This is a genomic window from Advenella sp. S44, from assembly GCF_002810445.1.
GTDB lineage: Bacteria > Pseudomonadota > Gammaproteobacteria > Burkholderiales > Burkholderiaceae_B > Advenella.
This window is the reverse complement of sequence record NZ_NEXS01000011.1, coordinates 1-21406: the sequence shown is the minus strand read 5'-3', so window position 1 is coordinate 21406 and position 21406 is coordinate 1. Positions and strand designations below refer to the sequence as shown.

The following is a 21406-nucleotide window of genomic DNA, read 5'->3' as shown; positions in this document are numbered from 1 at the left end:
GGGATGGCGAATAATACGACATCCGGGTCTGTCCGTTCGCGTTCGCAATATGTGACGGCAGGCCTGGCAAGCATGATGGGGACAACCATTGAGTGGTACGACTTTTTCTTATACGGAACAGCCGCAGCACTGGTTTTCAATACGATCTTTTTTCCTTCGTTCGATCCATTGACGGGGACGCTGGCTGCGTTTGCCACCTATTCCGTGGGATTCTTTGCCCGACCGCTGGGTGGTATTATTTTCGGCCATTTCGGTGACAAGGTCGGCCGAAAGTCTATGCTGCTCATTACATTGTTCATGATGGGGATTCCGACGATCCTGATCGGGCTCATTCCCTCGTATGAATCCATTGGCTACTGGGGCGCGGTGTTGCTGGTGCTCATGCGATTTATACAGGGTATCGCCGTGGGCGGCGAATGGGGCGGCGCTGTATTGATGGCCGTGGAGCATGCCCCCGAAGGCAAAAAAGGATTCTTTGGCAGCCTGCCTCAAGCGGGGGTTGCCCCGGGCCTGATTCTGTCTTCTTTGGCAATGGGCGCCGTGGCGTCATTGCCCAACGAAGACATGTTGGCCTGGGGGTGGAGAATTCCTTTCCTGGCCAGCGTTCTACTCTTGCTGGTTGGCTGGTTCATCCGCGTCAAGGTTGCCGAATCCCCAGACTTTGAGCGCATGAAAAAGAAAGGCGAAAAGGTTGGGATGCCGGCCATGATCGTCCTGAAGAAGTATCCGAAAGAAGTGCTTGTTGTTGTGGGCGGCAGGCTTGCCGAAGTAACCTGGTTCTACACAGTGGTCACCTTTGCACTGGCCTATACCACCAATACCCTTGGTGTTGATCGGATGGTGATGCTGGATGCCACTATCTGGGGCGCATTGGTATCGCTCTTTACCATGCCGCTGTTTGGCATTCTTGGCGATCGCCTGAGTTTTAAATGGGTATTCATGGCAGGTTCTATTGGCATATTGCTGTTTTCCTCCTTGTTTTTTTCTATGCTCGGCAGCTTGGACGTCGCGTCCATCAATATTGCAATGATCATTGCCATCGGTGTGGTCTACGCCTGCCTGTATGGTCCCGAGGGAAGTCTTTTTTCTGCCCAGTTCCCGCCTGAGGTCAGATATAGTGGTATATCGATCGCAGTGCAGGTCTCTGGCGCTATCGGCGGCGGCCTGGCACCACTGATTGCAACGTCGCTGCTTGCCTATGGTGACGGCGATCCACGCTATATCGTGTGGTACCTGAGCGGTTTGGGTGTGATTGCCATTATCAGCTCCATATTCATGCATGGCCCCGCCAAATTTGCGCCGCTGACGGAAATGCAAGAGGCCCGGTCATGAGTGGCAAAACCATAGACTATTATTTTTGGCTGAACTCCGACTGGGCCTATCTGGGGGCGGATCGCCTGGCGCGTATTGCGGAAAAATACGATGCAGCAATTAACTACAAGCCAGTAGACCTTCCTGATGTCTACGCCAGGACGGGCGGGATGCTTCTGCATCAGCGCTCGCCCGAACGCCAGGCCTATCGCATCGCCGAATTGAAACGGTGGTGCCGCAAACTGGACATCAGCATTAACCTGCAGCCTAAATACATGTGCCCGAATGCAGACCTGGCATCGTGCATGGTGATTGCAGCAAGCCAGAACGGCATCGATATCGCCCAATTGTCCAAATCCATTCTTCGTGCCGAGTGGTGCGAAGATGAGGATATTTCATCTGACATAACTCTGATTGATATTGCGAATAAACATGGCCTGGATGGCCTGACGCTGATGAACCAGGCACAAGCGCCGCAGATTATTGCTCTCTACCGGAAATTTACCGATGAAGCCGTGGCTTGCGGTGTATTCGGTTCTCCTTCGTATGTTTTTAAGAACGAACTGTTTTGGGGGCAGGACAGGCTGGATATGCTGGAAGAGGCGATCAGAAGGGCAGAATGAGCGTTTGGTCGATGGCTATCTACTGCACCGTAACGACTAGCAGTGTATCAACAACATCAACGCCGCATGTGCCCAATATTCGAAGAAAATTTTGAACTTGGCGGCGGTATCTGGGTCCAGAAGACTGCGGTTGTTGGAACTGAGGCGTGGAAAGAGTGGCAGGTAAAGTAATAGTGGACACGCGCAAGGACGTTGACACTGTCGATTTGGACCACGTCGAGCTGTCTGATTGACCGACGAAGCTGCCGCATTTTGACGCCACCATTCCGATTATGAGTATTGAGCCTCGGGCTGGGGGGACGATACGGCGAGCTTTGGGGAAAGTATTCCGGGCTTCAAAAGAGGGTTTGCGGCTGGCATCGAGAGGGAAAAAAGTCAGGCGGTGACAAATTTGAGCGTTAAGCTTGATAGTAGCCAGACGCCATACGATTTTCCGGGACATAGCAGGACGTGCGCAGACGAACTGCCATGTTTATTTATCAACAACATTGATAAACAGCTACTTTTTCAACGTTTAATACACGACTTTCTGCCAGCGACTGAGCGCTCTGGGCTATGAATCCAGAAACAATAACTCACTGGTTTGCGTTCGCTGGACAATTCGCCACGTGCTGTGTATGTTGCGTTTGGTTCTATCTCAGGATTGTGGGGTTTCGACCCAGAGATTGGGAGCAAGAGCATTGGAATAACCTGAGATGAATTGCTTGGGTTGTCCTGTCACGGGATCATACACGCTTCGTTGAATACGACCGATATTACCGCCGTACAAATGAATACTTATTGAGACCTGATCAGCGTAGGCGTTACTCACCCGATGAATATCGCCAATAGTAGGAGATACACAAGCAGTATCACCCGGTTGCAGTGTGTGTTGCGGTCCCGTCGGCTCCAGTCCATTCTCTGTTCGACGGAAGGGCTGGTCGACTTCCGCGCCTCGGAGCATACCGATTACACCCCAAACGGTGTGGTCGTGAACGGGAGTCTTTTGTCCGGGGCCCCACACAAAACTCACTAACGAGAATCTGTCTTGCGGATCTCCATACAAGAGATATTGCCGATAATAATCTGGATGTGGCTGCGCCATCTGATCAGGCAGCCAGTCGTCTGTTTTGACCAGATCAGCAATTAGCTTTCTGGATTCCTCAAGTGCCTGAGCTTCTGTCAGCCCTTTGCGTTCCACGAGGCGGCTGAGCGCCTCTACTGTTGTCTGGAGTTTGTTGTAACTCATTGCTCAATGTCTCCTTTAGTTGTTGAAAATTGTGATCGTATAAGATTGGTATGTGCGCCTAACGCGGGCGGATTAATACGAATCGGTAGTCCTTCGCCACTCAGCATAAGTGGTGACGCAAACGTTTTTATTTCAGTGCCATCCGGTAAATTAACCGCTCGCACCCAGTTCATATGTGCAACTTGCGGATCGTTCAAAGCAGACGCGTAATCATTAATATGTGCATGTGGTACGCCAGCTTCTTTGAAAGCGTTAATCCAGTGGTCCACAGATTGAAGATTAAAAGACCGCTCAAGCATCTCCTTGAGCGCTATCTGGTTTTGGGCGCGTAATGAGGTAGTGGCGAACCGTGGGTCCTGCTCCAATTCAGGTATTTGTACTACCTCGCAGACAGCTGACCAGAGTTTCTGGTTTCCGGCTGCTATGGCGAAATAACCGTCTTTAGCACTAAATGCCTGGTATGGCGCATTTCGGGGATGTGCAGAGCCGAGGCGGCGTGGATTGAGGCCGGTGCCAAAATACTCGCTGGTCTGCAAGGCAGCCACGCCCAAAGTACAGCCAAACATGGGGACGTCAATATGTTTGCCTGTGCCACCAGCGCGTACACTTGCTAATGTTGAAGCAATGGCAAAAGCAGCATACAGTCCAGACGAAAAATCGGAGATTGGCACTCCGCATTTGGCTGGGGCACCGTTTTCCTCGCCCGTCACGCTCATGACGCCCGCTGCAGCCTGCATGGTAAGGTCGAATCCCCCCTCAGTTGATCGAGGACCACTTTGGCCGTATGCAGAGATAGAGCAATAAATAAGAGCGGGCTTTTCCTCGGAGAACGTTTCATAACTCAGTCCTAATCGCTTCATGACGCCAGGTCGATTATTTTCGATTACGACGTCCGAACTTAAAATCATCTGTCGAGCCAGACGAAGGTCGTCCGAATTTTTCAAATTAAGCTGTACAGACATTTTATTTCGATTGAGCGATGCAAAATTTTCACTGTAACCGTTATTGAGGGGCGGCCATTGTCTAAGTGTGTCACCGTCTGGCGGCTCTACTTTAATTACTTCCGCACCCATGTCGGCGAGCAGCATGCCACAGAATGGGCCGGCAGCGACTGAACAAAACTCTATGATTTTGATTCCTGCCAGCGGTAGATCTTGCGTGTCAATTTCCTTCATTGTGCACCTATGTCAATTAATTTTTTTCTTAAAGCTTGCAACGAGTTTTACGAAAGTGTACCATTAACTTCCCGAAATACAAAACGTCGTTCTAAATAGTAGAACGAATCTTTTTTTGGAGATAAATAGATGCTTAATAACTGGAAAGATCAATTATCCAACTTACGCCAATCAGCCAAGACATTTGCCCAAGCCAACCCGGCGGTCGTTGAGGCTTATCAAGGGCTCAATAAAGCGCAGGCAAGTGGATCAGCGCTGGATGCCAAAACAAGGGAACTCATTTCCCTCGCCGTTGCTGTAACAACTCGCTGTGACGGATGCATCTCTTCCCATGCTGCAGCCGCCCGACAAGCAGGCGCTACTGAAGCTGAATTGAGCGAAGCGCTTGGCACGGCAATTGCGCTTAATGCCGGTGCTGCTTATGTGTACTCTGTTCGGGCGATGGAAGCGTTTGGTCAGTTTGATAAGTAAGGCGTAAAAGTCTTGATGGGCCTTTTGCGGCCCATCAAGTTTAGTCAGTCCAGCGAGTTTGCGAGCACCTGGTCCACAAAGTCTCCCGCATGTCCGATATAACCATGCGGCTCGAGCATTCGTTCAATATCGGCTTCTTTTAGCCGCCCGGATACACCGGGGTCCGCCAGCAATGCCTCTTTCAGTGACCCACCTTTTTCGAAAACATCCATGCAAATCCGGTATACGATGTCGTGTGCTTCCTGTCTGCCCAATGCATCACTCAATCCCATCATGACGGCTTCGGACATTAACAGTCCATTTTGGGCAAAAAGATTTTTTTCCATATTTTCTGTTCGCACGCTCAATTGGCCAGTCACAAAAATCATTTTTTTGACAGCGGCATGTGTCATGTTAAACACTTTTCCGATGAACTCTCTTTCAGTCTGCAGCACAACCTTATCACGTTCGTGATCGGCAACAATAGCCTCGATCGCCAGTGGAACAGTCGTCCGAACCACACGCGTAAGCGCTATGACTCCCTCACAAACAGGCGGGTTTCGCTTGTGTGGCATCGTACTGCTGCCAACCTTGCCAGGCGCAAACGGTTCTTCCAGTTCGGCGACATCCGTCTTCTGCAGGCTGAATATCTCATGTGCAATTTTTCCGGCGGTGCCGCAGGCGATAGCGAGGACACATATCAATTCTGCAATATTGTCTCGCGATGTATGCCACGTGATGGTCGGGCACTCGAGTCCAAGCTCATCAAAAAGTCTACGCTGTACGGTTAGGCCCTGGTCGCCCAATGCAGCCAGTGTGCCTACTGCCCCGGAAAACTGCCCAACAAGCACACGCTCCCGCATCTGTTTCAATCTTTTGAAATTACGCCTGAGCTCTTCGGCCCAGCCTGCCGCTTTAAAACCGAAGGTAATGGGCAGCGCATGTTGTCCATGACTGCGTCCTACCATGACCTGGTCTCGATAGGTTTCGGCCAGGCGACGGGTGTTTGCATAAAGTTCGCGATATGCAGCTTCTATCTCGTCTAACGCATCGCGCACCTGAAGAATGGTTCCTGTATCCATTATGTCCTGCGTGGTTGCGCCCCAGTGGATGAACTCACCGGCTTCTCCCTCGCATGCTTTTTTCATTGCCCTTAGCAATGGAACAATAGGATGAGCCGTTCGGTCCATTTCCCGCTTCAGCTCTGGAAGATCGATATTTTCAACCTTGCTTTTCCTTTGAATTTCTTCTCCGGCCTCCTTGGGAATAATTCCCAGCTCTACCTGCACTTTTGCCAAAGCGGCTTCTACATCCAGCCAGCGCTGTACCGTGGTTTCATCGCTGAACAACTCACGCATTGTATCGGTACCGAACTGATCCCGAAATAATGCACTATCAATGACATAAGCTCCCATTTCTATTCTCCTGTATTGGTGTGTTCATGTTGGTTACGGCGATGCTGGCTTTCCCATACGCGAAAGTCTTCCATCCACCCATGCAGATCAGGCGCCTTGTCGATACCAAGAATGCGATCATGCAAAATTTTTTCACTGCCCTCAATGTATAGATCCTGCAGTAGCGCAGCCGATTTTTCACAGAGTCGGTGCTGCTGTCGTTCAAGATTACTTTCTGGACGGCTAGCATCGACGGTGACACGCTGTTGTGTCCCATCTGTGAATTCAACATCGATACTGGAGTTAGCGCGGGCGATTGCTGCATCGCCATAGACCGCGATGCGTTCCCGCCACGCAGCGATCTGCGGATCCGTCAGGCATTCTGAAGAGAATGCGTGTTGGCTGGCGGTATTGAAGCCTTCGAGGGCCAAGGCCACCATATGGCGTATGCTGAATCGGGCTTGTGCCGCGGTCTTTGGTGTCTGAATATTGCATACAGACAGGTATTGTGTCTCTACACCAACTCGCACCGAACTGACGGACGCAAAATCTGGCCTATTGAACTTGAGCGCAGCCTCCACTGGAGCTTGCGTTCCGTAGCATGAGGCGTGATATTTGAAAATTACCTGACGGATATCCCAGTTGCCATCTTTCTGGATGACAGCATCCGGAAAAGTCTCATCGGCATAGAGTGCCGGGAAGCCGTCGGCGACATCAAAGACAGCGGATTGCGCGTCAAAAGCGTGTTTTGCCAATCCGGTAGCGAAAAGCCCGTTTGCTGCCGCACGGCCGGCATGTAGCGGTTTGCACGACGTGCCAAATGATGATCTTAAGCCGCCGGTCTGGCTGGCAGTGATACCAAAGGCATGACACATTTGTATCGGGGTGAGTTTACGTAACCAGCCAAGGGCAGCGGTAGCGCCAAAACTGCCTAGTGTGGCGGTATTGTGCCAGCCAAGCCGATAGTGACTTTCTCCCATGAGGGCAGCAAGTCGAGTCTGAATTTCTACGCCGATGACAAATGCGGCCAAAGCCTGCTTTCCGGACAACCCTTGGTGTTCGCATAGGGCGAGAATGGCCGGCCACAAGGGAACCGACGGGTGTACGCGCGATGGTAAATGGGCGTCATCAAAATCCAGAACATGGCCGGAAATTCCGTTGATGAGCGCAGCATGTGTCAACGATGCCAGGGAATTACTGCCGAGCAGGGTGGCTTGTGGTGCACCAGGTTCGTCATTCAGATATCGACGCAGGTTTGCAACCGCCGGCTCGTTCCAGCCCACCAGCACCATCGTATACCAATCCAATAAAGAATGGCTGGCGATCTTCAACACGTCCGAAGGTAACTGGGATTCGTCGACTGCGCATGCCCATTCCGCCAGCTTCAGGGTCAATGTGTTTTTCAGCTTGTCATCGTTCATTTCTTTGAGTCTGCTTTACTGGCAGGGATCGGACGACGGTTTCTGATCAGCGGAACCAGGAACGATAGCAGCGCCAACACTAACAGGACGACGGTAATCGGTTGTTGAAGAAAAATCATATGATTACCCTCTGCTACAACCAGTGCCTGTCGATAGTTTGTCTCGGCCATCGGCAAGAGTACCAATGCAAGTACGATTGGTGCCAATGGTATATTCACCTTGCGCAAAACATAGCCAAGAAAACCGAAGAAAAGCGTGACATAGACGGGAAACATGGAGTTTTCTGATGCATAGGCACCCACAATGGAAATCGCGGTGACAACTGCCGCAAGCAGCGAAGCGGGAATATCGATCACTCGAACCCAAAGCCTCGCTCCAAATAACCCAACAATGACCATCAGAGGTACGCCAATAATCAAAGAAGCAAAAATCGAGTAAGGAATCTCTGGATTCCTGACGAACAAAAGAGGTCCGGGCTGGATTCCCTGTATCATCAGCGCGCCAATCAGAATTGCCGCTGTAGCTGATCCAGGGATGCCAAGTGCCAATAGAGGAGCCATTGCACCGGACACAGCTGCATTATTGGCCGATTCCGAAGCGGCCACTCCTTTGGGATTACCCTCGCCAAATGATGCCGGGTCATGAGACGCACGTTTTGTCTCGTTATAAGAGATGAGACTGGCAATTGATGCGCCGGCTCCTGGTATAACACCAATAATGTATCCGATGCCCGAACCACGAAGGATCGTTATCCATAGATTCCGGTATCGGGACCACGGCAGCGACCAAACTTTACTGACCTTGATGGCCGGGGCGTTAGCATCCTGTCCTTCAAGCATGAATAGCGCTTCTGAAATTGCATATAAGCCGAGCAGTGCCGGCACCAGTGGAATACCGTCAAAGAGTTCAGGCGTAAATGCGAATCGAGGTGTACCATTCTCAGGATCCATGCCGATAACGGCAAAAGCGACCCCGATACACAGCGCCAACAAACCTCTTAGTGGAGATACGCCACCTAGGCTGCTGACCAGGCTCAATCCGAAGACTCCAAGTGCGCAATATTCTGTAGGACCGAACTGAAGAGCAAGTTCTGACAATGGAATAGCGGTTGCAATCAACAGGAATGCGCTGATTAGTGCACCAATGCCGGAACTGATAATTGAAATATGCAAAGCAAAGCCCGCTTCGCCCTTTTTCGCCATGGGATAACCGTCCCAGGCCGTAGCTACTGCAGCGGCCGTGCCGGGCGTATTCAATAAAATGGCGGTGATCGCGCCACCATATTCTGCGGCCATATATAAACTGACTAGCGCAACCATGGCTATGACAGGATCAATGCCGTAAGTAAAAGGCACGAGGAGCGCTACGCCAAGGCTAGGCCCCAGTCCGGGCATCGCCCCGATCAGGTAGCCGACGAGGGTGCCACCCATCAGAGCCAGCAAGACGTATGGGTGCAGGACCAGTGCGAATCCATTCATTAGATCAGCAAACACAATGACTCTCCTATGGAAATTCGACGCCCAGCAGCAACTGGAAACACAGATAAATAAAGAGGACAAATCCCGTAGAAGAGAGAAGCAGGCGCAATGGGCGTCGCTCGCCACCGACCAGCATCAATGCAGGCACCGCGAATACAGATGTGATATAGAATCCAACAAAGGGGATCAAAAGCACATATCCGGCGATCACCAGCATGCCCGATGCCACCGCAGCAGGGCGACGCAGTTCAATTCTGGTGGTTATTCGGCCTGCCTGTACAAACAGAACAACGCTGCAGATCATGCCGAGGTATGCGATGAGCGTTGGGACTTTTCCTGGTCCGACGTCTACTGGATTGAGGGGCGGCGGAAAGCCGTGGCTCAACCAGGCTATCCAGCCGAAAGCGAGCAGGCACAGAATTGCAACCACCCGGGTAGATTTCATTTCGCAGAGCCACGTATTCATGGCGAGTGTATCGTCCGTTGTTGAGCCGACAGTCATTTGGCCAGTCCCAATTTTTTCAGCCACTCGCTGCCGACACTATCTATTTTTTCAATATAGGCGGGGTATTGTTCTGGCCCCTCATCGCCTGCAATCTGCGCAGTGTCTTTCATGTATTTCTGAAAGGCCGGTGTTTGCATGGCTTTGAAGAAGCCGTCGGCGAGTTTTTTCTGAATTTCCAAGGGGATATCCTTCGGACCAAATATGCCGCGGATCTGCTTCCAGGAAGTATCCACGGGATATCCGGCCTCGGCGTAGGTGGGCGTGTCCGGCAACGACTCTGCCCGTTTATCATCAAGGATGCCCAGAACGCGCACACGGCCGGCTGCAGCAAATTGCAAGGCCGGGCCTGGATTAGTGTTGACGGCATCAATATGTTTGCCAAGCAGCGCGGTCATTGCCTGAGGGCCGCCAGTGTAACTGACCCATGTAAATGGCATATTTGCCTTGTCTGCAAGCAGATTAAAACCAATATTGTGAGCTGCACCAACCGTGCCAAATCCACCTATTTTGAGATTGACTCCTTCTTTCTTGCCTCCTTCGACCAGATCTTTCAACGTTTTGTATGGGCTGTCTGCTGCCACGACTGTGACATATGGATCCAGTTGATTCAACGTTATCCAGGAAAAGTCTTGCCATTTGTACACACCCTTCAAGTTTGACTGCATTGCAGTCAAATGCGAGGCAGTATTGACTCCTACGGTATAGCCATCAGGTGGGGCGGATTTGATAAATGCCATTTGCGTTGCACCGCTTCCACCTGGCCTATTGACGACAACAACCGGTTTTCCAAATACTTTGCGAGCGCCTTGCGCCAATTCTCTTGCAAATATATCCGTTGATGATCCCGCGCCAGTATGTACCACAATGGTAATTGGTTTGTTCGGAAAAGAATCCTCTGCCGCTTGTGCGCTCGCTCCGATCAGGCAGGTTAAAACGACCGTTGCGGGTACAAGCCATCGTCCGGGCCATAAAGTTTCGTGATTTTTCATGTCTTCCTCATGTTTTACTATTTAGAACGCCGTTCTTCTTTGTAATAAAAACACTATATACTTGACCTATTGAACGTGTCAATAATTATCTATAAGGGTTTTCCCAATGCCTGGCAAAACAAATCGTTGTGGCACGAGCGAGCGGTGAGGCGCTGGGTCTTTCAGAGATAAGGCACCGGCTGAGCGCAGATGAATGAGAATAATAATTGTTGTTCTAATATTTGAATTTTGATTACACTATATAAAATAAGATGAATTTGTTATATGGTTCAACATATGGATAAAACTTTCTTGAAAGGCCTGGTTCTGCTCGAAACACTTGCGAGAAGCGAGCGCCCCTGTGGCGTGACAGAACTGGCCAAGGAGCTGGAACTTACCAAAAGCAATGTACACAGACTGCTGCAAGGTCTGGTGTACCAGGGATTTGCGCGAAACGTGGCCAGCACCGGCCGCTACGAATTGACAATGAAATTATGGGAATTGGGTTCGCATGTTTTTGGCAAATTAGACGTGCGGCACGTTGCAGATCCTTTCATGAAGGAACTGGCCGCAGCAACGTCAGAAACGGTGCATTTGTCTTCGTTGGAGGGCATCGAGGTATTGTATCTTGCAAAAATTGACAGTCCTCAACCGGTTCGGGCTTACACGACCGTGGGAGGACGCGCGCCAGCACAGTGTGTGGCAACGGGCAAGGCTCAGCTCGCCTGGTCCGATCCGGCCACGATAGAATCCGTTAAGATCGCACTGGCCAAATACACATCCAAAAGTATTGTGCGTTCGGAACAATTGGAAAACGAGTTGGACCGGGTACGCGTGCAGGGATTCGCAATTAATATCGGAGAATGGCGCGAACAGGTCTGCGGCGTTGCCGGACCAATTCGCGATGGCTCCGGTAAAGTTGTTGCTGCATTAGGCGTGTCAGGTCCAGCGGACCGGCTTAAACCCAGAGTTATGCACAACCTGGCCCCTGCGATCATCGAGGCGTGCGATAGAGTTTCTTCTTTGCTCGGGTATCGACCGAGATCGTAAGGTTGGATTTGTGGATGCATCGGGGTTGTTCTGTTTCGAGTGCTTGCTCGAACATAGCCAAGGGGGCTGATGATTTCCTTACGCCGTTCGCCCACAGCGGAAAGCAATATTGAAGAGGACGACGACGAGCTGTTCTCGGCACGCGTGAAAGAGGTTGCGAAGGCGCAAGGTATAGCTCAGATCTCTGAAGCGACTGGCTTGCCTGGCGCGATCACCCTGCGCAGGTTGTTGTTGTTGTTGTTGTTGTTGTTGTTCGACGATCAATCAATTTATGTATCTGATCAGCGATCAATAACAACGGCCTGTCGGTCGCCGGCTTTCCGATAAGTTGTACGCCCAGTGGCAGCCCCTCGCGTGACTGGGTGATAGGCAAATGTATGGCGGGCCAGCCAAGCAGCGTCCAGATTCGATTGAATGTGGATTCTCCCGTATTTTCCAATCCACGGGGCGCAGGCCCTTTTGCGCTGGGCGTCAATATCACATCTGTATCCGCGAGCTTATGCAGCAAGCGCGCCTGACAAGATTTTGCCGCATCCAGCGCAAGCTGATAGTTGGCCGTTGAAATGCGAGAGCCCTGTTCGCAAGTAGCACGCAGCGTTGCACTGAAGTGTCGCCAGTTTGCCGAATGTGCCGTCTGGATGATGTGAGCCATTTCGTAAAACATGATCGTTTTATGTGCTGTGGTCAGCGTGTTCCATTCGTCTTCCATATTCAGACACGAAACGTTGGCGCCGTTTTCTTTCAAAGTGATGCATGCCATGTCCATCGCGCTCACAGTCTCGGCATCAGGGCCGGCATGTATTGCATCCACGCGAGCGACCCGCAACGCGTTCAGCTTGAAGGCAGAGGGTGCCGGCTGGTGTGGCAGCAGCACCTGGGCCATACGATCGGCCAGTCTCACATTTGTGGTAAACCAGCCCAGTGTGTCCAGGCGTGGGCTGACGCCCGTTATGCCTGTCATGGAGACAAGGTCATAGGTTGGCTTGAATCCAACGGCGCCGCAATATGCGGCGGGGCGGATGATTGATCCCCCGGTCTGGGTTCCGAGTGCTGCCGCTACCATCCCGCATGCCACGGCTGCAGCCGATCCGCTGGACGAGCCGCCAGGCGTATGGGCTACATCCCAGGGGTTTCTTGTAGCGCCGGGGTGGGCGTATGCCATTTCAGCGGTGACGGTTTTGCCGACAGGCACTGCCCCCGCTTCCCGTAAAAGGATTACGCAGTCGGCATCAGCGCCTGCGCATGGCAATGGCGTACTGTGTTTCACGCCATTGCCGGTCGGCATGCCGGCAACGTTGATAATGTCCTTGATTCCCACCGCCAGTCCTGAAAGCAGCCCTTCATGAGCCTGCGATTTCAGTCCTTTAAGCGAATCGGCAACAACGTCCTGGTTAAACCAGGCCCAGGCTTGCACGGCAGATTCGCACTGGCCCAGGCGTTCTAGCCATTGACTATATATGTCAGGATCGCGCAGGTCTTCGTAGGGTTTGTTCGCATTCATCGTCTGGAGTATGCTGCAAAACGGACCGGCCGCGGCGTGACTTTTTGGAAGCGCTGCCGTTCCGAATGATTGTTTGTCACGGCAGCGCAAGTTGGGCGAGAATGCTTCACATAGGAGGCATCTTCCATGCACACATTTTCTGATCAGCTGGGTTTGCCCTGCGTTGTTATGCGCGGTGGCACATCCAAGGGCCCGTTTTTTCTGGCGTCCGATCTGCCCCCGCCCGGCGAGCAGCGCGATCGCATCTTGCTGCGGGTTTTGGGCGCGCTTGAGCCCAGACGTATCGATGGCATTGGCGGGCCGGACCCGCTGGTGAACAAGATTGCGATTATCTCCCCGTCCAAACGCGCCGATGCGGATGTCGATTACTTGTTTGCCCAGGTCTGCGTTCACAAGAATACGATTGATTACAACGTCAACTGTGGCAATATGCTGGCGGCCGTGGGTCCGTACGCCATTGACCAGGGTCTGGTGAAAGCGCGAGGCAAGACGACCACGGTCCGAATATTCAATGTTAATACCGCCAAGCGCATCGTCGCGACGATACAGACTGATAATGGGCGCACCCTGTACCAGGGCGATGCGCGCATCGATGGCGTGCCGGGCCAGGCTGCGCCTGTCTGGCTGCGCTTCGAAGACATGGCCGGCGCCAAAACGGGCAAACTGCTGCCAACCGGACACGTTGTCGATGTAATGGACGGCTTCGAAGTGAGCTGCGTGGATGCCGCCGTACCCATGGCCATTGTCGCAGCCGAAGCATTCGGGCTGACGGGGCATGAGCCAGCCGAGGTGATCAATGCCAATGCCGATCTGCTGGCAAAGGTGGAAAATTTGCGCTGTATTGCCGGTCGCGCCATGGGCCTGGGCGATGTATCGCGCTCTGAAATGCCCAAGCTGACGCTGGTGGCAACACCTGCCGGCAACGACGCGACGCTGGCCGCCCGCTATTTCATGCCCTATACATGCCATTCGGGATTTGCCGTGACCGGCGCGGTTTGCCTGGGGGTAGCCGCGTTTCTACCCGGTTCTGTCGCTCATCGTTTTGCCCGGCACACAGCCGGTCCCGTCTGCATTGAGCACCCGCAGGGAAGTATTGAGGTGGATGTACAGGGCGATAGTGCTGACGCCAATGGCGATCCGGACATACGCGCCGTCAGTCTGCTGCGTACCGCCAGGCGTCTGTTTGAAGGGACCGTTTACGTCCCGGATGCCAGCTTAGTCCCGGCGCCGGAAAATATTCTTCAGGAGATAGTCACATCATGAACCGTCGCCAATTCCTTCTTAGCGGCTCGATCGCCGCAGGTACACTCGCTTTCCCGACTGCCTTTGCTTCAAGCTATCCCGCGCGTCCGGTGACGCTTATCGTGCCGTTTCCAGCCGGGGGCGGGACAGATATCCTGGCCCGTCGCCTGGCCATGTTTGTTGCCGATAAATGGGGTGTGCCGATCGTTGTCGAAAATAAACCCGGTGCAGGGGGCGGCATCGGCGCAGCCCAGGTTGCCTCCTCGAAACCGGATGGCCATACGCTACTGATGACTACGGCTGGCGTCAGTTCCATTAATCCCGAGCTTTACCGCAAACTGTCCTACGACCCGGCCACGCAATTTAGCCCGATCAGCCGCGTTGCCTCGACCGTGTTTGTTGTCGTGGTCAACCCGTCATTGCAAGTGCAATCGATGAAGGAGCTCATCGCTCTGGCAAAAAGCGAACCCGGTACCCTGACCTTCGGCACCGCAGGTAACGGTGCCGCCGGCCACTTGCCGGCCGAACTGTTCAAAAATATGGCAGACATCGATATCCAGCATATTCCCTATCGTGGCACTTCTCCTGCGCTTGTCGACCTGCAGGGCGGGCAGATCTCCATGATGTTCGCCATTCTTGGCGCGGCGTTGCCAGCGATCAAATCGGGTGCCTTGCGCGCGCTTGCCACCACTGGTGAACAGCGCTCGGTCGTCTTGCCGGATCTGCCTACCGTTGCGGAAGACGCGCTACCCGGTTACTCAGCCGACGAATGGTGGGGCGTGGCCGCGCCTGCAGGCACACCACAGGCGGCCATCGACCGCTGGAACCAGGCCATGGGCGAGTTTTTTAAGGACGCCGAGTCAAATGCCTGGCTTGTCGGCAGCGGTTTCGAGCCGGCGTATGATTCGCCGAGCGCGTTTTCGGACTTGATCGCCAATGACCGCAAGAAATGGAGCAAGGTCATTCACGACGCCGGCGTTGTCGTAGGTTGATTAGTCTGCTTTTGTCGTTCCCGTACTGCTGCTCAGTGTATTCAGCAGGCGGGATGCGGCTGGCGACATGATGATCCCCGGGTCGCAGACCAGGCACAGGTCGAACTTTGCCCACGCGTCTTTTAACGGCACCAGTGCGATATCCGGCACGGTAATCAACTGCGTCGGACTCAACGGCACCACCGCTACGCCGGCACCGGCGCGCACCAGCGAGAACACAGCAGAAAAACTGGTAACCAGCGAGTCCAGCGCAACCTCTTGCGGCGTGGCCGCTGGCGGAGCGCCGGCCAGGCGTCCAAGCGCGCTGTCGGCAGCGCGACCAATATGCGGATAGGCCAATGTATCCGCATAAAGAACGGCCTTGCGTTGACTTAACGGATGGTCTTTTGGCACCGCCAATACCAAAGGTGTGGACCGATATGGACGTGCCGTGAGTCCACCCAGTTCGGTTTGGGCACTGGCAATACCAATATCGGCCCAGCCCTCGGCGACCGCCTGCACAACGGCAATGCTGGTGGCTTCGCGAACCGATATCCTGACATCCGGATAATTACAGTTGAAAGAAACCAACTGATCAGCAAGCCCACAGGCCAGGCCCGATGTATTGGAGGCCAAGCGTATGCTTCCGGCCGTGCCATTCGTAAAGTCGGCCATATCGTCCTGAAGACTGTGAAACTCCTTCAGTATCGACTGGGCCCGGCGTGAGAGTGCAACGCCAGCCGGATTCAGACGTGCTCCCTGGGAATGGCGCTCCAGTATTGCCGTACCAAGTTGATCTTCCAGCTCCAATATCCGCTTGCTAACGGCAGACGCTGTCAAGTGCATGCTTTCAGCGGCACGCGCAACGCTGCCGGTGGCTTGGACGGCCAAGACCAGTTGCAAGGTGAACAAATCAAAGCGCGGCATGGAGGCTTGTACTTTTGTTTTCATGGGAGTAGTCAAAAGCGTTTGGTTCAGGGTTGGGGGGTTCTGAAAAAACGCTGCACCGAAGGCTATTCTAGCTGAGCTGTTTTGTATTTATCGTGCTTTTCATCATAAATGCGTTGTTTTTCAGATCCGTATATGTTTTTGCATCCTGTTGTCTTTTGTTCTTTGCCAGCCCGGCGCGCCCCTGAATGTACAGGAGTTTGCCGTGCCGGGCGATTGCCATTTATCCTGCCGATCTGCTCCAGTCCTCTCTAAGCCGCGCCAGTCGGTGATTTTTCCTGGACCGGTTCCGTGACCAACAACCTTAAGGCGACCACCAGGGCCAATCCCACGGCTATGGCACCGGCCAGATACACGGAAGCGATTCCCCACTTGCCGGCGAGAGCGCCGGCTGCCGGACTGGTAATGCCCAAGGCAATGTCCAGGAACGCCACATACGCGCCCATCGCCAGGCTGCGGGTCCTGGGCGGAGCGCGCCTGACTGCTTCAACGCCAAACCCTGGGAAGGCAAGCGAGTAGCCAAACCCAGTCAGTGCCGTGCCAAGGTAGGCGAATGGCGCAACATCGGCTCCCCAGATCAGCAATTGGCCCACCGCTTCGATGGCCACGCTCGCCAATGCGACCTTTGCACCGCCAATCTTATCGGGCAGATGTCCGAAGAAAATGCGCGCGCCAATGAAAGACAGTCCGAATGTGGTGAAGGCCAGCGAGGCGTTGCCCCAGTCCTTGGCGACGAACAGCAAGGCAATGAAAGCGGTGATCAGGCCGAAACCGACACTGGACAACGCCAGCCCCAGGCCAGGCATCCATACGGCGCCCAGCACCTTATAGAAAGGTGTTCTTCTTGTTGCTGAGGGCGCAACGGCACGCACGCCTGAAATTGCCGTCAGCGCCAGAAGCGGAATAAGAACTGTGGCAATGGCGATGCCGGCGAAGCCCCATTGGCTGTTGGCCAGCACGCCGATGGGAGCGCCCAGGGCATAAGCCCCAAAAATGGCGATGCCGATCCAGACCATGACCTTGCCGGCATTCTGCGGTCCGACCAGTCCAAGGGACCAGCCCAACGCTCCGGTGGTGATCAGGCTTTCGCCCAGCGCCAGCAGGATGCGGCCAAGCAGCAATATCCACAAGGAAGTAGACGGCATATCGATAAAGGCGAGTGACGCAAGGTAAGCGAGTCCGGAACTGGCCGCAAGCAGCAAGCCTGTAATCACGGCCCGCTTGGGGCCGCGCATATCGGCAAAGTTGCCCGCCCAGGACCGGGATAGCAGCGCCGCAACGAACTGCGAGCCGATTACCAGTCCCACGACGAGGGTTCCCATACCCAGCGTTTCATGCAGATGCAAGGGCAACACCGGCAATTGCAGTCCTATTGTGAGAAAGCCGATAAAAACCGCAAGTGTGATCGGCAGCAATTTTAGAAAGACGTTGACAGCTGGCGGCGTATCCATTGCCTGTGCTGTCGTGGATGAAGAATGTGCATTAGTCATATTGTTGTTCAGCCATTTGTTGAATGTCATCCCACTCGCATGGAAAGCTCTATGTCTTGTGCGAAAGGGATAGATAGATAACCGCTGTTGGCAGCGCACACCCGCGCCAGGTAGTCGGGGCTGTAGTCGGCGTTGTCAGCCACAATCATCGCGCCAGGGCGCAGGCGATGCTCCAACAGCGCCAGAATATCGCCGTAAAGCGGCTTGGCTCCGTCGAGCAGAACCAGGTCAATAGTTTCAGGAAGATCGGTCGCCAAGGTTTTGACCGCGTCGCCCTCACGGATATCCACGAGATCGGTAAACCCACCTTCGGCGATATGCTCGCGCGCCCGCGTCACCTTGGAGGGTTCGAATTCGCTGCTGATCAGGCGGCCGCCGCCGTTATTGCGTAGCGCCGCAGCCAAATGCAATGTCGAGATACCGAAAGACGTTCCAAACTCGACGATATTGCGCGCGTTCATGGTGCGCGCCAACATATAGAGCAGCCTGCCGGTCTCACGCGTCACGGGCAACCAGAGGTCCTTCAGGCGGCTGTAAAACGCCTGATACTCAGTCCTGCTGTGCATCAGACGTTCACGCTCCTCTTGCGTCAGTGCATCTATTTCGGGACTCGTCGCAGCAGCAGCTTGCGCAAACAGGCGGTCCAGCAAGGGGCCAAGCGTAGAAGCGGTGAGGGGGGTAGTCATAGTCATTTTCATGGGATGAAACTCTTTAGCAAAAGATGGTGGAAGAAATGCGATTAATTATTCGCATTGCGATCTATAATACGATGAATTATTCGCATTTTCTATTCGCATTATTGTTCGCGTTTGGCGTTTCCGAGCTTGCCCCGCAAATCCTTATTAAGCCTGCCTTCTAGTGGAGAATGAGCGCTTTTCTGGGGGTAAATGGATGCCTGCCTCAGGTTTTTACTCAGGAAGCGGCACAGTTGGAACTGCTGTGGACATGCACGACCTTCCCGGACGTTTTAGAATGAGATCAATCCATCGTATTGGGAATGCGGCGGAGCACCGCTTTGCATTCATCACCGTTTTTTTTCCTATTTATGCCGCCATGATTAAACGACACCGTCCGCAAATTGCCACTCGCAAACAACCCCAGCAAGCCCGTTCCGCGGAGCTGGTTGAGGCGATCCTGCAAGCGGCCGCCCAAGTGCTGGCCGAAGAGGGCGCCACGCGTTTCACCACCGGGCGGGTAGCAGAGAAAGCCGGGGTCAGTGTCGGATCGCTATATCAATATTTCCCGAACAAGGCGGCGATTCTGTTTCGACTTCAATCAGACGAGTGGAAAGAGACGGCAGGGATGCTTTGCCGCATCCTTGAGAACGAGAGCAAGCCGCCGCTTGATCGCCTGCGCGAACTGGTGCACGCTTTTTTGCGTTCCGAATGCGAAGAAGCCAGGATGCGCGTGGCGCTCAACGACGCTGCGCCGCTCTACCGCGACGCTCCAGAGGCCAAACAGGCGAGGGCCACGTCGGATCGCGCCTTCGAAGCGTTTATGCGGGACTTGCTTCCCACCGCCAGTGTGGATACCCGTGCAGTGGCTGCAGACTTGATCACCAGCACCTTCAGCGCGGTGGGAAGCCGCTTTTCGGAAACGCCTCGCACGCAAAATGAAATCAAAGTCTATGCGGATGCCATGGCTGATATGTTCAGCGCTTATGTCAAAGATCTGGGGAGACATTGAGATGCGGCTAACGCGTCGGCTGGTTGCTGGCACGGCGACGCGGATCATAATCCCCGCTCATACACATCTCATTACGACTGGGAATCCATGAGCCGTCGGTAATAGTCGCAAATTCCTGAACATCCAATAATCTTCGAATGAGCAGCCCTTGATATAGAGTTTGATGAAAATTACGATCAAGAACATCGGAATCCAGCCGTAATGGAAATAGAAAGCCTCGGGTATGTGCGGTACTGATGGCTTGCTTAAACTTTTCCTCTGTGCAGGGCTTCTTTGAGCTGCGTTCGTCCGGCCCCGCGGAGCCACGAACGCAGCGAGACAACTTCGGGATTGATTTCTCGCATGAGCTTAAGATCCACATGCTCTGCGAGTGGGCCATCCTCCAAACTCGAAGCCATGTGCGCCAAATCACCATTAGCTGCCAGGACATCATCCGAAAATCGAGCATAAGTGATGGGCTTATCTGCAGCCTCCGTAAAGATGGACTCCAGCTCATGGCCTGTTACTCGGTCGCTGGCAATCTTCAACGTCAATCCAGCAAACCGCGCTTTGTCCACGAACATGGCCGCAACAATTTTACCGATATCGTCCACAGCAGTGAGCTGTATCGAATGATCAGGACGGATCAGAGAAATTAAACGTCCTTCTTCTAGCCCAAATCCGGGGCGCACAAGCATTTCCATAAAGATCATGGGTCGAACAATGGTTGCAGTGAGCGGTAATGCGCGAATGTGTGCCTCGATACGAGGCTTGGCATCGAAGCGCGGAATGCCCGTCAATTTGTCGCCAACGCTTGCGCCCGACGAATAGATGAAGTGGTCAATCTGACTCTCTGCTGCCAGATCAGCGATAAGTGTTCCATAGCGGACCTCATCATCCGCCGACAGATTAGCTGGCAGCACGCTGAAAACGCCATGTACATCCTTCATAGCGGATGCGATGGTATCAGAATCTTCCAAAGACCCATGTACAATTTCTGCGCTTGCCTCTCGCAGCGCAATAGACGCGGGGTCTGAAGGGTCTCGTACAAAAGCGCGGACGGGCCATTGAATTTTTCGCAACCCTTTGACTACCGATCCGCCTTGCCGACCGGTAGCTCCCAAAACTAAAATAGGACGACGCACTGTAGCCATGATTAACCTCGGATAATGAAAGTACCCAATTCTGAACCCTGCATTAGGATTGCGCAAGACCGCACTTTTTTTAACCTCAGGCACAAAAAGGTAACTTATGAATAACTCAGTATCGGATCGCCTCAGCGAGAACCACGCAGACATGTCATCGTTCAAACCGCTTCCCTTAAACGGAATCTGTACGCGACTTGGTGACAAATGGACTGTCTTGATCATCTGGCGCTTGAACATAGCGGGTAATCGCCGACTTCGGTTTTCCGCGCTCAAGCGCGAGGTGGAAGGAATCACGCAGCGCATGCTCACATTAACATTACGAAGGTTGGAAAGAGACGGACTCGTAAAACGCCATTATTTCCCTGAAATTCCTCCACGAGTCGAGTATGAAATAACGAACTTGGGGAAAAGCATGTTGCACGCACTGGAAGCCGTTAATTTATGGATCAGAGAAAATTTGCCACATGTAGAAGAATCTCGGCGCGTTTACGATTCAAATGAGCGCTAATTCACAAGTCCAGGCTTATGAAGCTTAGGATTTACTCAAAAGCTCGTCTACATTGATATGATCCGGCATCCCAGGGTGGCTTTCATTTCAAGCGCCAGAATCATACTTATAGGTTCTTAAGGAAGGGCTGTTCTCCTTTTTCCTCTGAGTACATTGCTAATTTAGCTTGGTACGAGGGATGCACAACCTCCCTAAGCCCTTTGCCTAAATACGTCACCACGGTTGGTTACGATATGTAAAAGGGCAGCGGCTTAAGTAGTTGATTTTGGCTCCGATTTAAGAGCTAAAGCCAGGTCGCGTATCTTATGTGGGTTGTCCAATCCCCAACAC

General features: G+C 53.2%; 20 protein-coding genes. 8 read left to right on the top strand and 12 right to left on the bottom strand.

Going from position 1 to position 21406, the window contains the following annotated elements; genetic code table 11:
- Nucleotides 1–3: 3 nt before the first annotated feature.
- Together CAP48_RS17875 and CAP48_RS17870 are read left to right on the top strand one after the other, a co-directional pair.
- Complete coding sequence (locus tag CAP48_RS17875; RefSeq protein WP_100699236.1) at nucleotides 4–1332, top strand: MFS transporter; 1329 nt, start codon at nucleotides 4–6, stop codon at nucleotides 1330–1332.
- A complete protein-coding gene (locus CAP48_RS17870; protein ID WP_100699235.1) occupies nucleotides 1329–1934 on the top strand; it encodes a 2-hydroxychromene-2-carboxylate isomerase in 606 nt (201 codons plus the stop codon). Before CAP48_RS17875 ends, CAP48_RS17870 begins: the two co-directional genes overlap by 4 nt.
- Nucleotides 1935–2571: 637 nt before the next feature.
- On the opposite strand, the gene CAP48_RS17865 is transcribed toward CAP48_RS17870, so the two are convergent.
- Both CAP48_RS17865 and CAP48_RS17860 read right to left on the bottom strand, forming a co-directional pair.
- Nucleotides 2572–3162: a cysteine dioxygenase gene (locus tag CAP48_RS17865; RefSeq protein WP_100699234.1), complete on the bottom strand. Its 591-nt coding sequence runs from the start codon at nucleotides 3160–3162 to the stop codon at nucleotides 2572–2574.
- Entirely contained in the window at nucleotides 3159–4337 is a 1179-nt protein-coding gene (locus tag CAP48_RS17860; RefSeq protein WP_192871360.1) for a CaiB/BaiF CoA-transferase family protein, read from the bottom strand. Before CAP48_RS17860 ends, CAP48_RS17865 begins: the two co-directional genes overlap by 4 nt.
- A gap of 129 nt (nucleotides 4338–4466) precedes the next feature.
- Between CAP48_RS17860 and CAP48_RS17855 the strand changes: the two genes are divergently transcribed.
- Nucleotides 4467–4808, top strand: coding sequence for a carboxymuconolactone decarboxylase family protein (locus tag CAP48_RS17855; RefSeq protein WP_100699233.1), 342 nt, complete (start codon nucleotides 4467–4469; stop codon nucleotides 4806–4808).
- Between the two features lie 44 nt (nucleotides 4809–4852).
- On the opposite strand, the gene purB is transcribed toward CAP48_RS17855, so the two are convergent.
- Genes purB through CAP48_RS17830 form a run of 5 tightly spaced genes read right to left on the bottom strand, consistent with a single transcriptional unit; the run spans nucleotide 4853 to nucleotide 10574 of the window.
- On the bottom strand, nucleotides 4853–6202 hold the full coding sequence (gene purB / locus CAP48_RS17850; RefSeq protein WP_100699232.1) for an adenylosuccinate lyase: 1350 nt from the start codon (nucleotides 6200–6202) through the stop codon (nucleotides 4853–4855).
- Between the two features lie 2 nt (nucleotides 6203–6204).
- Nucleotides 6205–7602 (bottom strand): MmgE/PrpD family protein, encoded by a 1398-nt coding sequence (locus CAP48_RS17845; RefSeq protein WP_100699231.1) that lies wholly within the window; start codon nucleotides 7600–7602, stop codon nucleotides 6205–6207.
- The gene (locus tag CAP48_RS17840) at nucleotides 7599–9095 is read right to left on the bottom strand and encodes a tripartite tricarboxylate transporter permease (RefSeq protein ID WP_197707287.1); all 1497 of its coding nucleotides are present in this window, start codon (nucleotides 9093–9095) and stop codon (nucleotides 7599–7601) included. Before CAP48_RS17840 ends, CAP48_RS17845 begins: the two co-directional genes overlap by 4 nt.
- 10 nt (nucleotides 9096–9105) lie before the next feature.
- The gene (locus CAP48_RS17835; RefSeq protein ID WP_161495300.1) at nucleotides 9106–9546 is read right to left on the bottom strand and encodes a tripartite tricarboxylate transporter TctB family protein; all 441 of its coding nucleotides are present in this window, start codon (nucleotides 9544–9546) and stop codon (nucleotides 9106–9108) included.
- A 32-nt stretch (nucleotides 9547–9578) separates the two neighbouring features.
- Nucleotides 9579–10574, bottom strand: a complete 996-nt coding sequence (locus tag CAP48_RS17830) for a tripartite tricarboxylate transporter substrate binding protein (RefSeq protein WP_100699228.1) — start codon at nucleotides 10572–10574, stop codon at nucleotides 9579–9581.
- Between the two features lie 276 nt (nucleotides 10575–10850).
- Here CAP48_RS17830 and CAP48_RS17825 point away from each other — a divergent pair, with 276 nt between their 5' ends.
- Complete coding sequence (locus CAP48_RS17825; RefSeq protein ID WP_100699510.1) at nucleotides 10851–11603, top strand: IclR family transcriptional regulator; 753 nt, start codon at nucleotides 10851–10853, stop codon at nucleotides 11601–11603.
- Between the two features lie 211 nt (nucleotides 11604–11814).
- On the opposite strand, the gene CAP48_RS17820 is transcribed toward CAP48_RS17825, so the two are convergent.
- Nucleotides 11815–13104: an amidase gene (locus CAP48_RS17820; RefSeq protein WP_100699227.1), complete on the bottom strand. Its 1290-nt coding sequence runs from the start codon at nucleotides 13102–13104 to the stop codon at nucleotides 11815–11817.
- A gap of 126 nt (nucleotides 13105–13230) precedes the next feature.
- On the opposite strand from CAP48_RS17820, the gene CAP48_RS17815 reads away from it, so the two are divergent.
- Both CAP48_RS17815 and CAP48_RS17810 read left to right on the top strand, forming a co-directional pair.
- Nucleotides 13231–14367, top strand: a complete 1137-nt coding sequence (locus CAP48_RS17815; RefSeq protein WP_100699226.1) for a 4-oxalomesaconate tautomerase — start codon at nucleotides 13231–13233, stop codon at nucleotides 14365–14367.
- Entirely contained in the window at nucleotides 14364–15338 is a 975-nt protein-coding gene (locus CAP48_RS17810) for a tripartite tricarboxylate transporter substrate binding protein (RefSeq protein WP_100699225.1), read from the top strand. The genes CAP48_RS17815 and CAP48_RS17810 overlap by 4 nt, the downstream gene beginning before the upstream one ends.
- Here CAP48_RS17810 and CAP48_RS17805 read toward each other — a convergent pair whose 3' ends face one another.
- The 3 genes from CAP48_RS17805 to CAP48_RS17795 form a co-directional block, all read right to left on the bottom strand.
- Nucleotides 15339–16268 (bottom strand): LysR family transcriptional regulator, encoded by a 930-nt coding sequence (locus tag CAP48_RS17805; RefSeq protein WP_100699224.1) that lies wholly within the window; start codon nucleotides 16266–16268, stop codon nucleotides 15339–15341.
- A 248-nt stretch (nucleotides 16269–16516) separates the two neighbouring features.
- Nucleotides 16517–17755 (bottom strand): arabinose transporter, encoded by a 1239-nt coding sequence (locus CAP48_RS17800; RefSeq protein ID WP_100699509.1) that lies wholly within the window; start codon nucleotides 17753–17755, stop codon nucleotides 16517–16519.
- 26 nt (nucleotides 17756–17781) lie between these two features.
- Entirely contained in the window at nucleotides 17782–18441 is a 660-nt protein-coding gene (locus tag CAP48_RS17795; RefSeq protein WP_100699223.1) for an O-methyltransferase, read from the bottom strand.
- A 367-nt stretch (nucleotides 18442–18808) separates the two neighbouring features.
- On the opposite strand from CAP48_RS17795, the gene CAP48_RS17790 reads away from it, so the two are divergent.
- The gene (locus CAP48_RS17790) at nucleotides 18809–19441 is read left to right on the top strand and encodes a TetR family transcriptional regulator (RefSeq protein WP_100699508.1); all 633 of its coding nucleotides are present in this window, start codon (nucleotides 18809–18811) and stop codon (nucleotides 19439–19441) included.
- 245 nt (nucleotides 19442–19686) lie between these two features.
- Here CAP48_RS17790 and CAP48_RS17785 read toward each other — a convergent pair whose 3' ends face one another.
- Nucleotides 19687–20805 (bottom strand): NmrA/HSCARG family protein, encoded by a 1119-nt coding sequence (locus tag CAP48_RS17785; protein ID WP_242444554.1) that lies wholly within the window; start codon nucleotides 20803–20805, stop codon nucleotides 19687–19689.
- On the opposite strand from CAP48_RS17785, the gene CAP48_RS20685 reads away from it, so the two are divergent.
- Complete coding sequence (locus CAP48_RS20685) at nucleotides 20717–21076, top strand: winged helix-turn-helix transcriptional regulator (RefSeq protein WP_369806374.1); 360 nt, start codon at nucleotides 20717–20719, stop codon at nucleotides 21074–21076. The two genes, CAP48_RS17785 and CAP48_RS20685, sit on opposite strands and share 89 nt — an antisense overlap.
- Nucleotides 21077–21406: the final 330 nt, after the last annotated feature.

Coding starts and splice junctions, on each gene's coding strand:
- CAP48_RS17875 (WP_100699236.1), top strand. CDS start 4: ATGGCGAATAATACGACATCCGGGTCTGTCCGTTCGCGTTCGCAATAT.
- CAP48_RS17870 (WP_100699235.1), top strand. CDS start 1,329: ATGAGTGGCAAAACCATAGACTATTATTTTTGGCTGAACTCCGACTGG.
- CAP48_RS17865 (WP_100699234.1), bottom strand. CDS start 3,162: ATGAGTTACAACAAACTCCAGACAACAGTAGAGGCGCTCAGCCGCCTC.
- CAP48_RS17860 (WP_192871360.1), bottom strand. CDS start 4,337: ATGAAGGAAATTGACACGCAAGATCTACCGCTGGCAGGAATCAAAATC.
- CAP48_RS17855 (WP_100699233.1), top strand. CDS start 4,467: ATGCTTAATAACTGGAAAGATCAATTATCCAACTTACGCCAATCAGCC.
- purB (WP_100699232.1), bottom strand. CDS start 6,202: ATGGGAGCTTATGTCATTGATAGTGCATTATTTCGGGATCAGTTCGGT.
- CAP48_RS17845 (WP_100699231.1), bottom strand. CDS start 7,602: ATGAACGATGACAAGCTGAAAAACACATTGACCCTGAAGCTGGCGGAA.
- CAP48_RS17835 (WP_161495300.1), bottom strand. CDS start 9,546: ATGAATACGTGGCTCTGCGAAATGAAATCTACCCGGGTGGTTGCAATT.
- CAP48_RS17830 (WP_100699228.1), bottom strand. CDS start 10,574: ATGAAAAATCACGAAACTTTATGGCCCGGACGATGGCTTGTACCCGCA.
- CAP48_RS17825 (WP_100699510.1), top strand. CDS start 10,851: ATGGATAAAACTTTCTTGAAAGGCCTGGTTCTGCTCGAAACACTTGCG.
- CAP48_RS17820 (WP_100699227.1), bottom strand. CDS start 13,104: ATGAATGCGAACAAACCCTACGAAGACCTGCGCGATCCTGACATATAT.
- CAP48_RS17815 (WP_100699226.1), top strand. CDS start 13,231: ATGCACACATTTTCTGATCAGCTGGGTTTGCCCTGCGTTGTTATGCGC.
- CAP48_RS17810 (WP_100699225.1), top strand. CDS start 14,364: ATGAACCGTCGCCAATTCCTTCTTAGCGGCTCGATCGCCGCAGGTACA.
- CAP48_RS17805 (WP_100699224.1), bottom strand. CDS start 16,268: ATGAAAACAAAAGTACAAGCCTCCATGCCGCGCTTTGATTTGTTCACC.
- CAP48_RS17800 (WP_100699509.1), bottom strand. CDS start 17,755: ATGACTAATGCACATTCTTCATCCACGACAGCACAGGCAATGGATACG.
- CAP48_RS17795 (WP_100699223.1), bottom strand. CDS start 18,441: ATGACTACCCCCCTCACCGCTTCTACGCTTGGCCCCTTGCTGGACCGC.
- CAP48_RS17790 (WP_100699508.1), top strand. CDS start 18,809: ATGATTAAACGACACCGTCCGCAAATTGCCACTCGCAAACAACCCCAG.
- CAP48_RS20685 (WP_369806374.1), top strand. CDS start 20,717: ATGTCATCGTTCAAACCGCTTCCCTTAAACGGAATCTGTACGCGACTT.
- CAP48_RS17785 (WP_242444554.1), bottom strand. CDS start 20,805: ATGTTCAAGCGCCAGATGATCAAGACAGTCCATTTGTCACCAAGTCGC.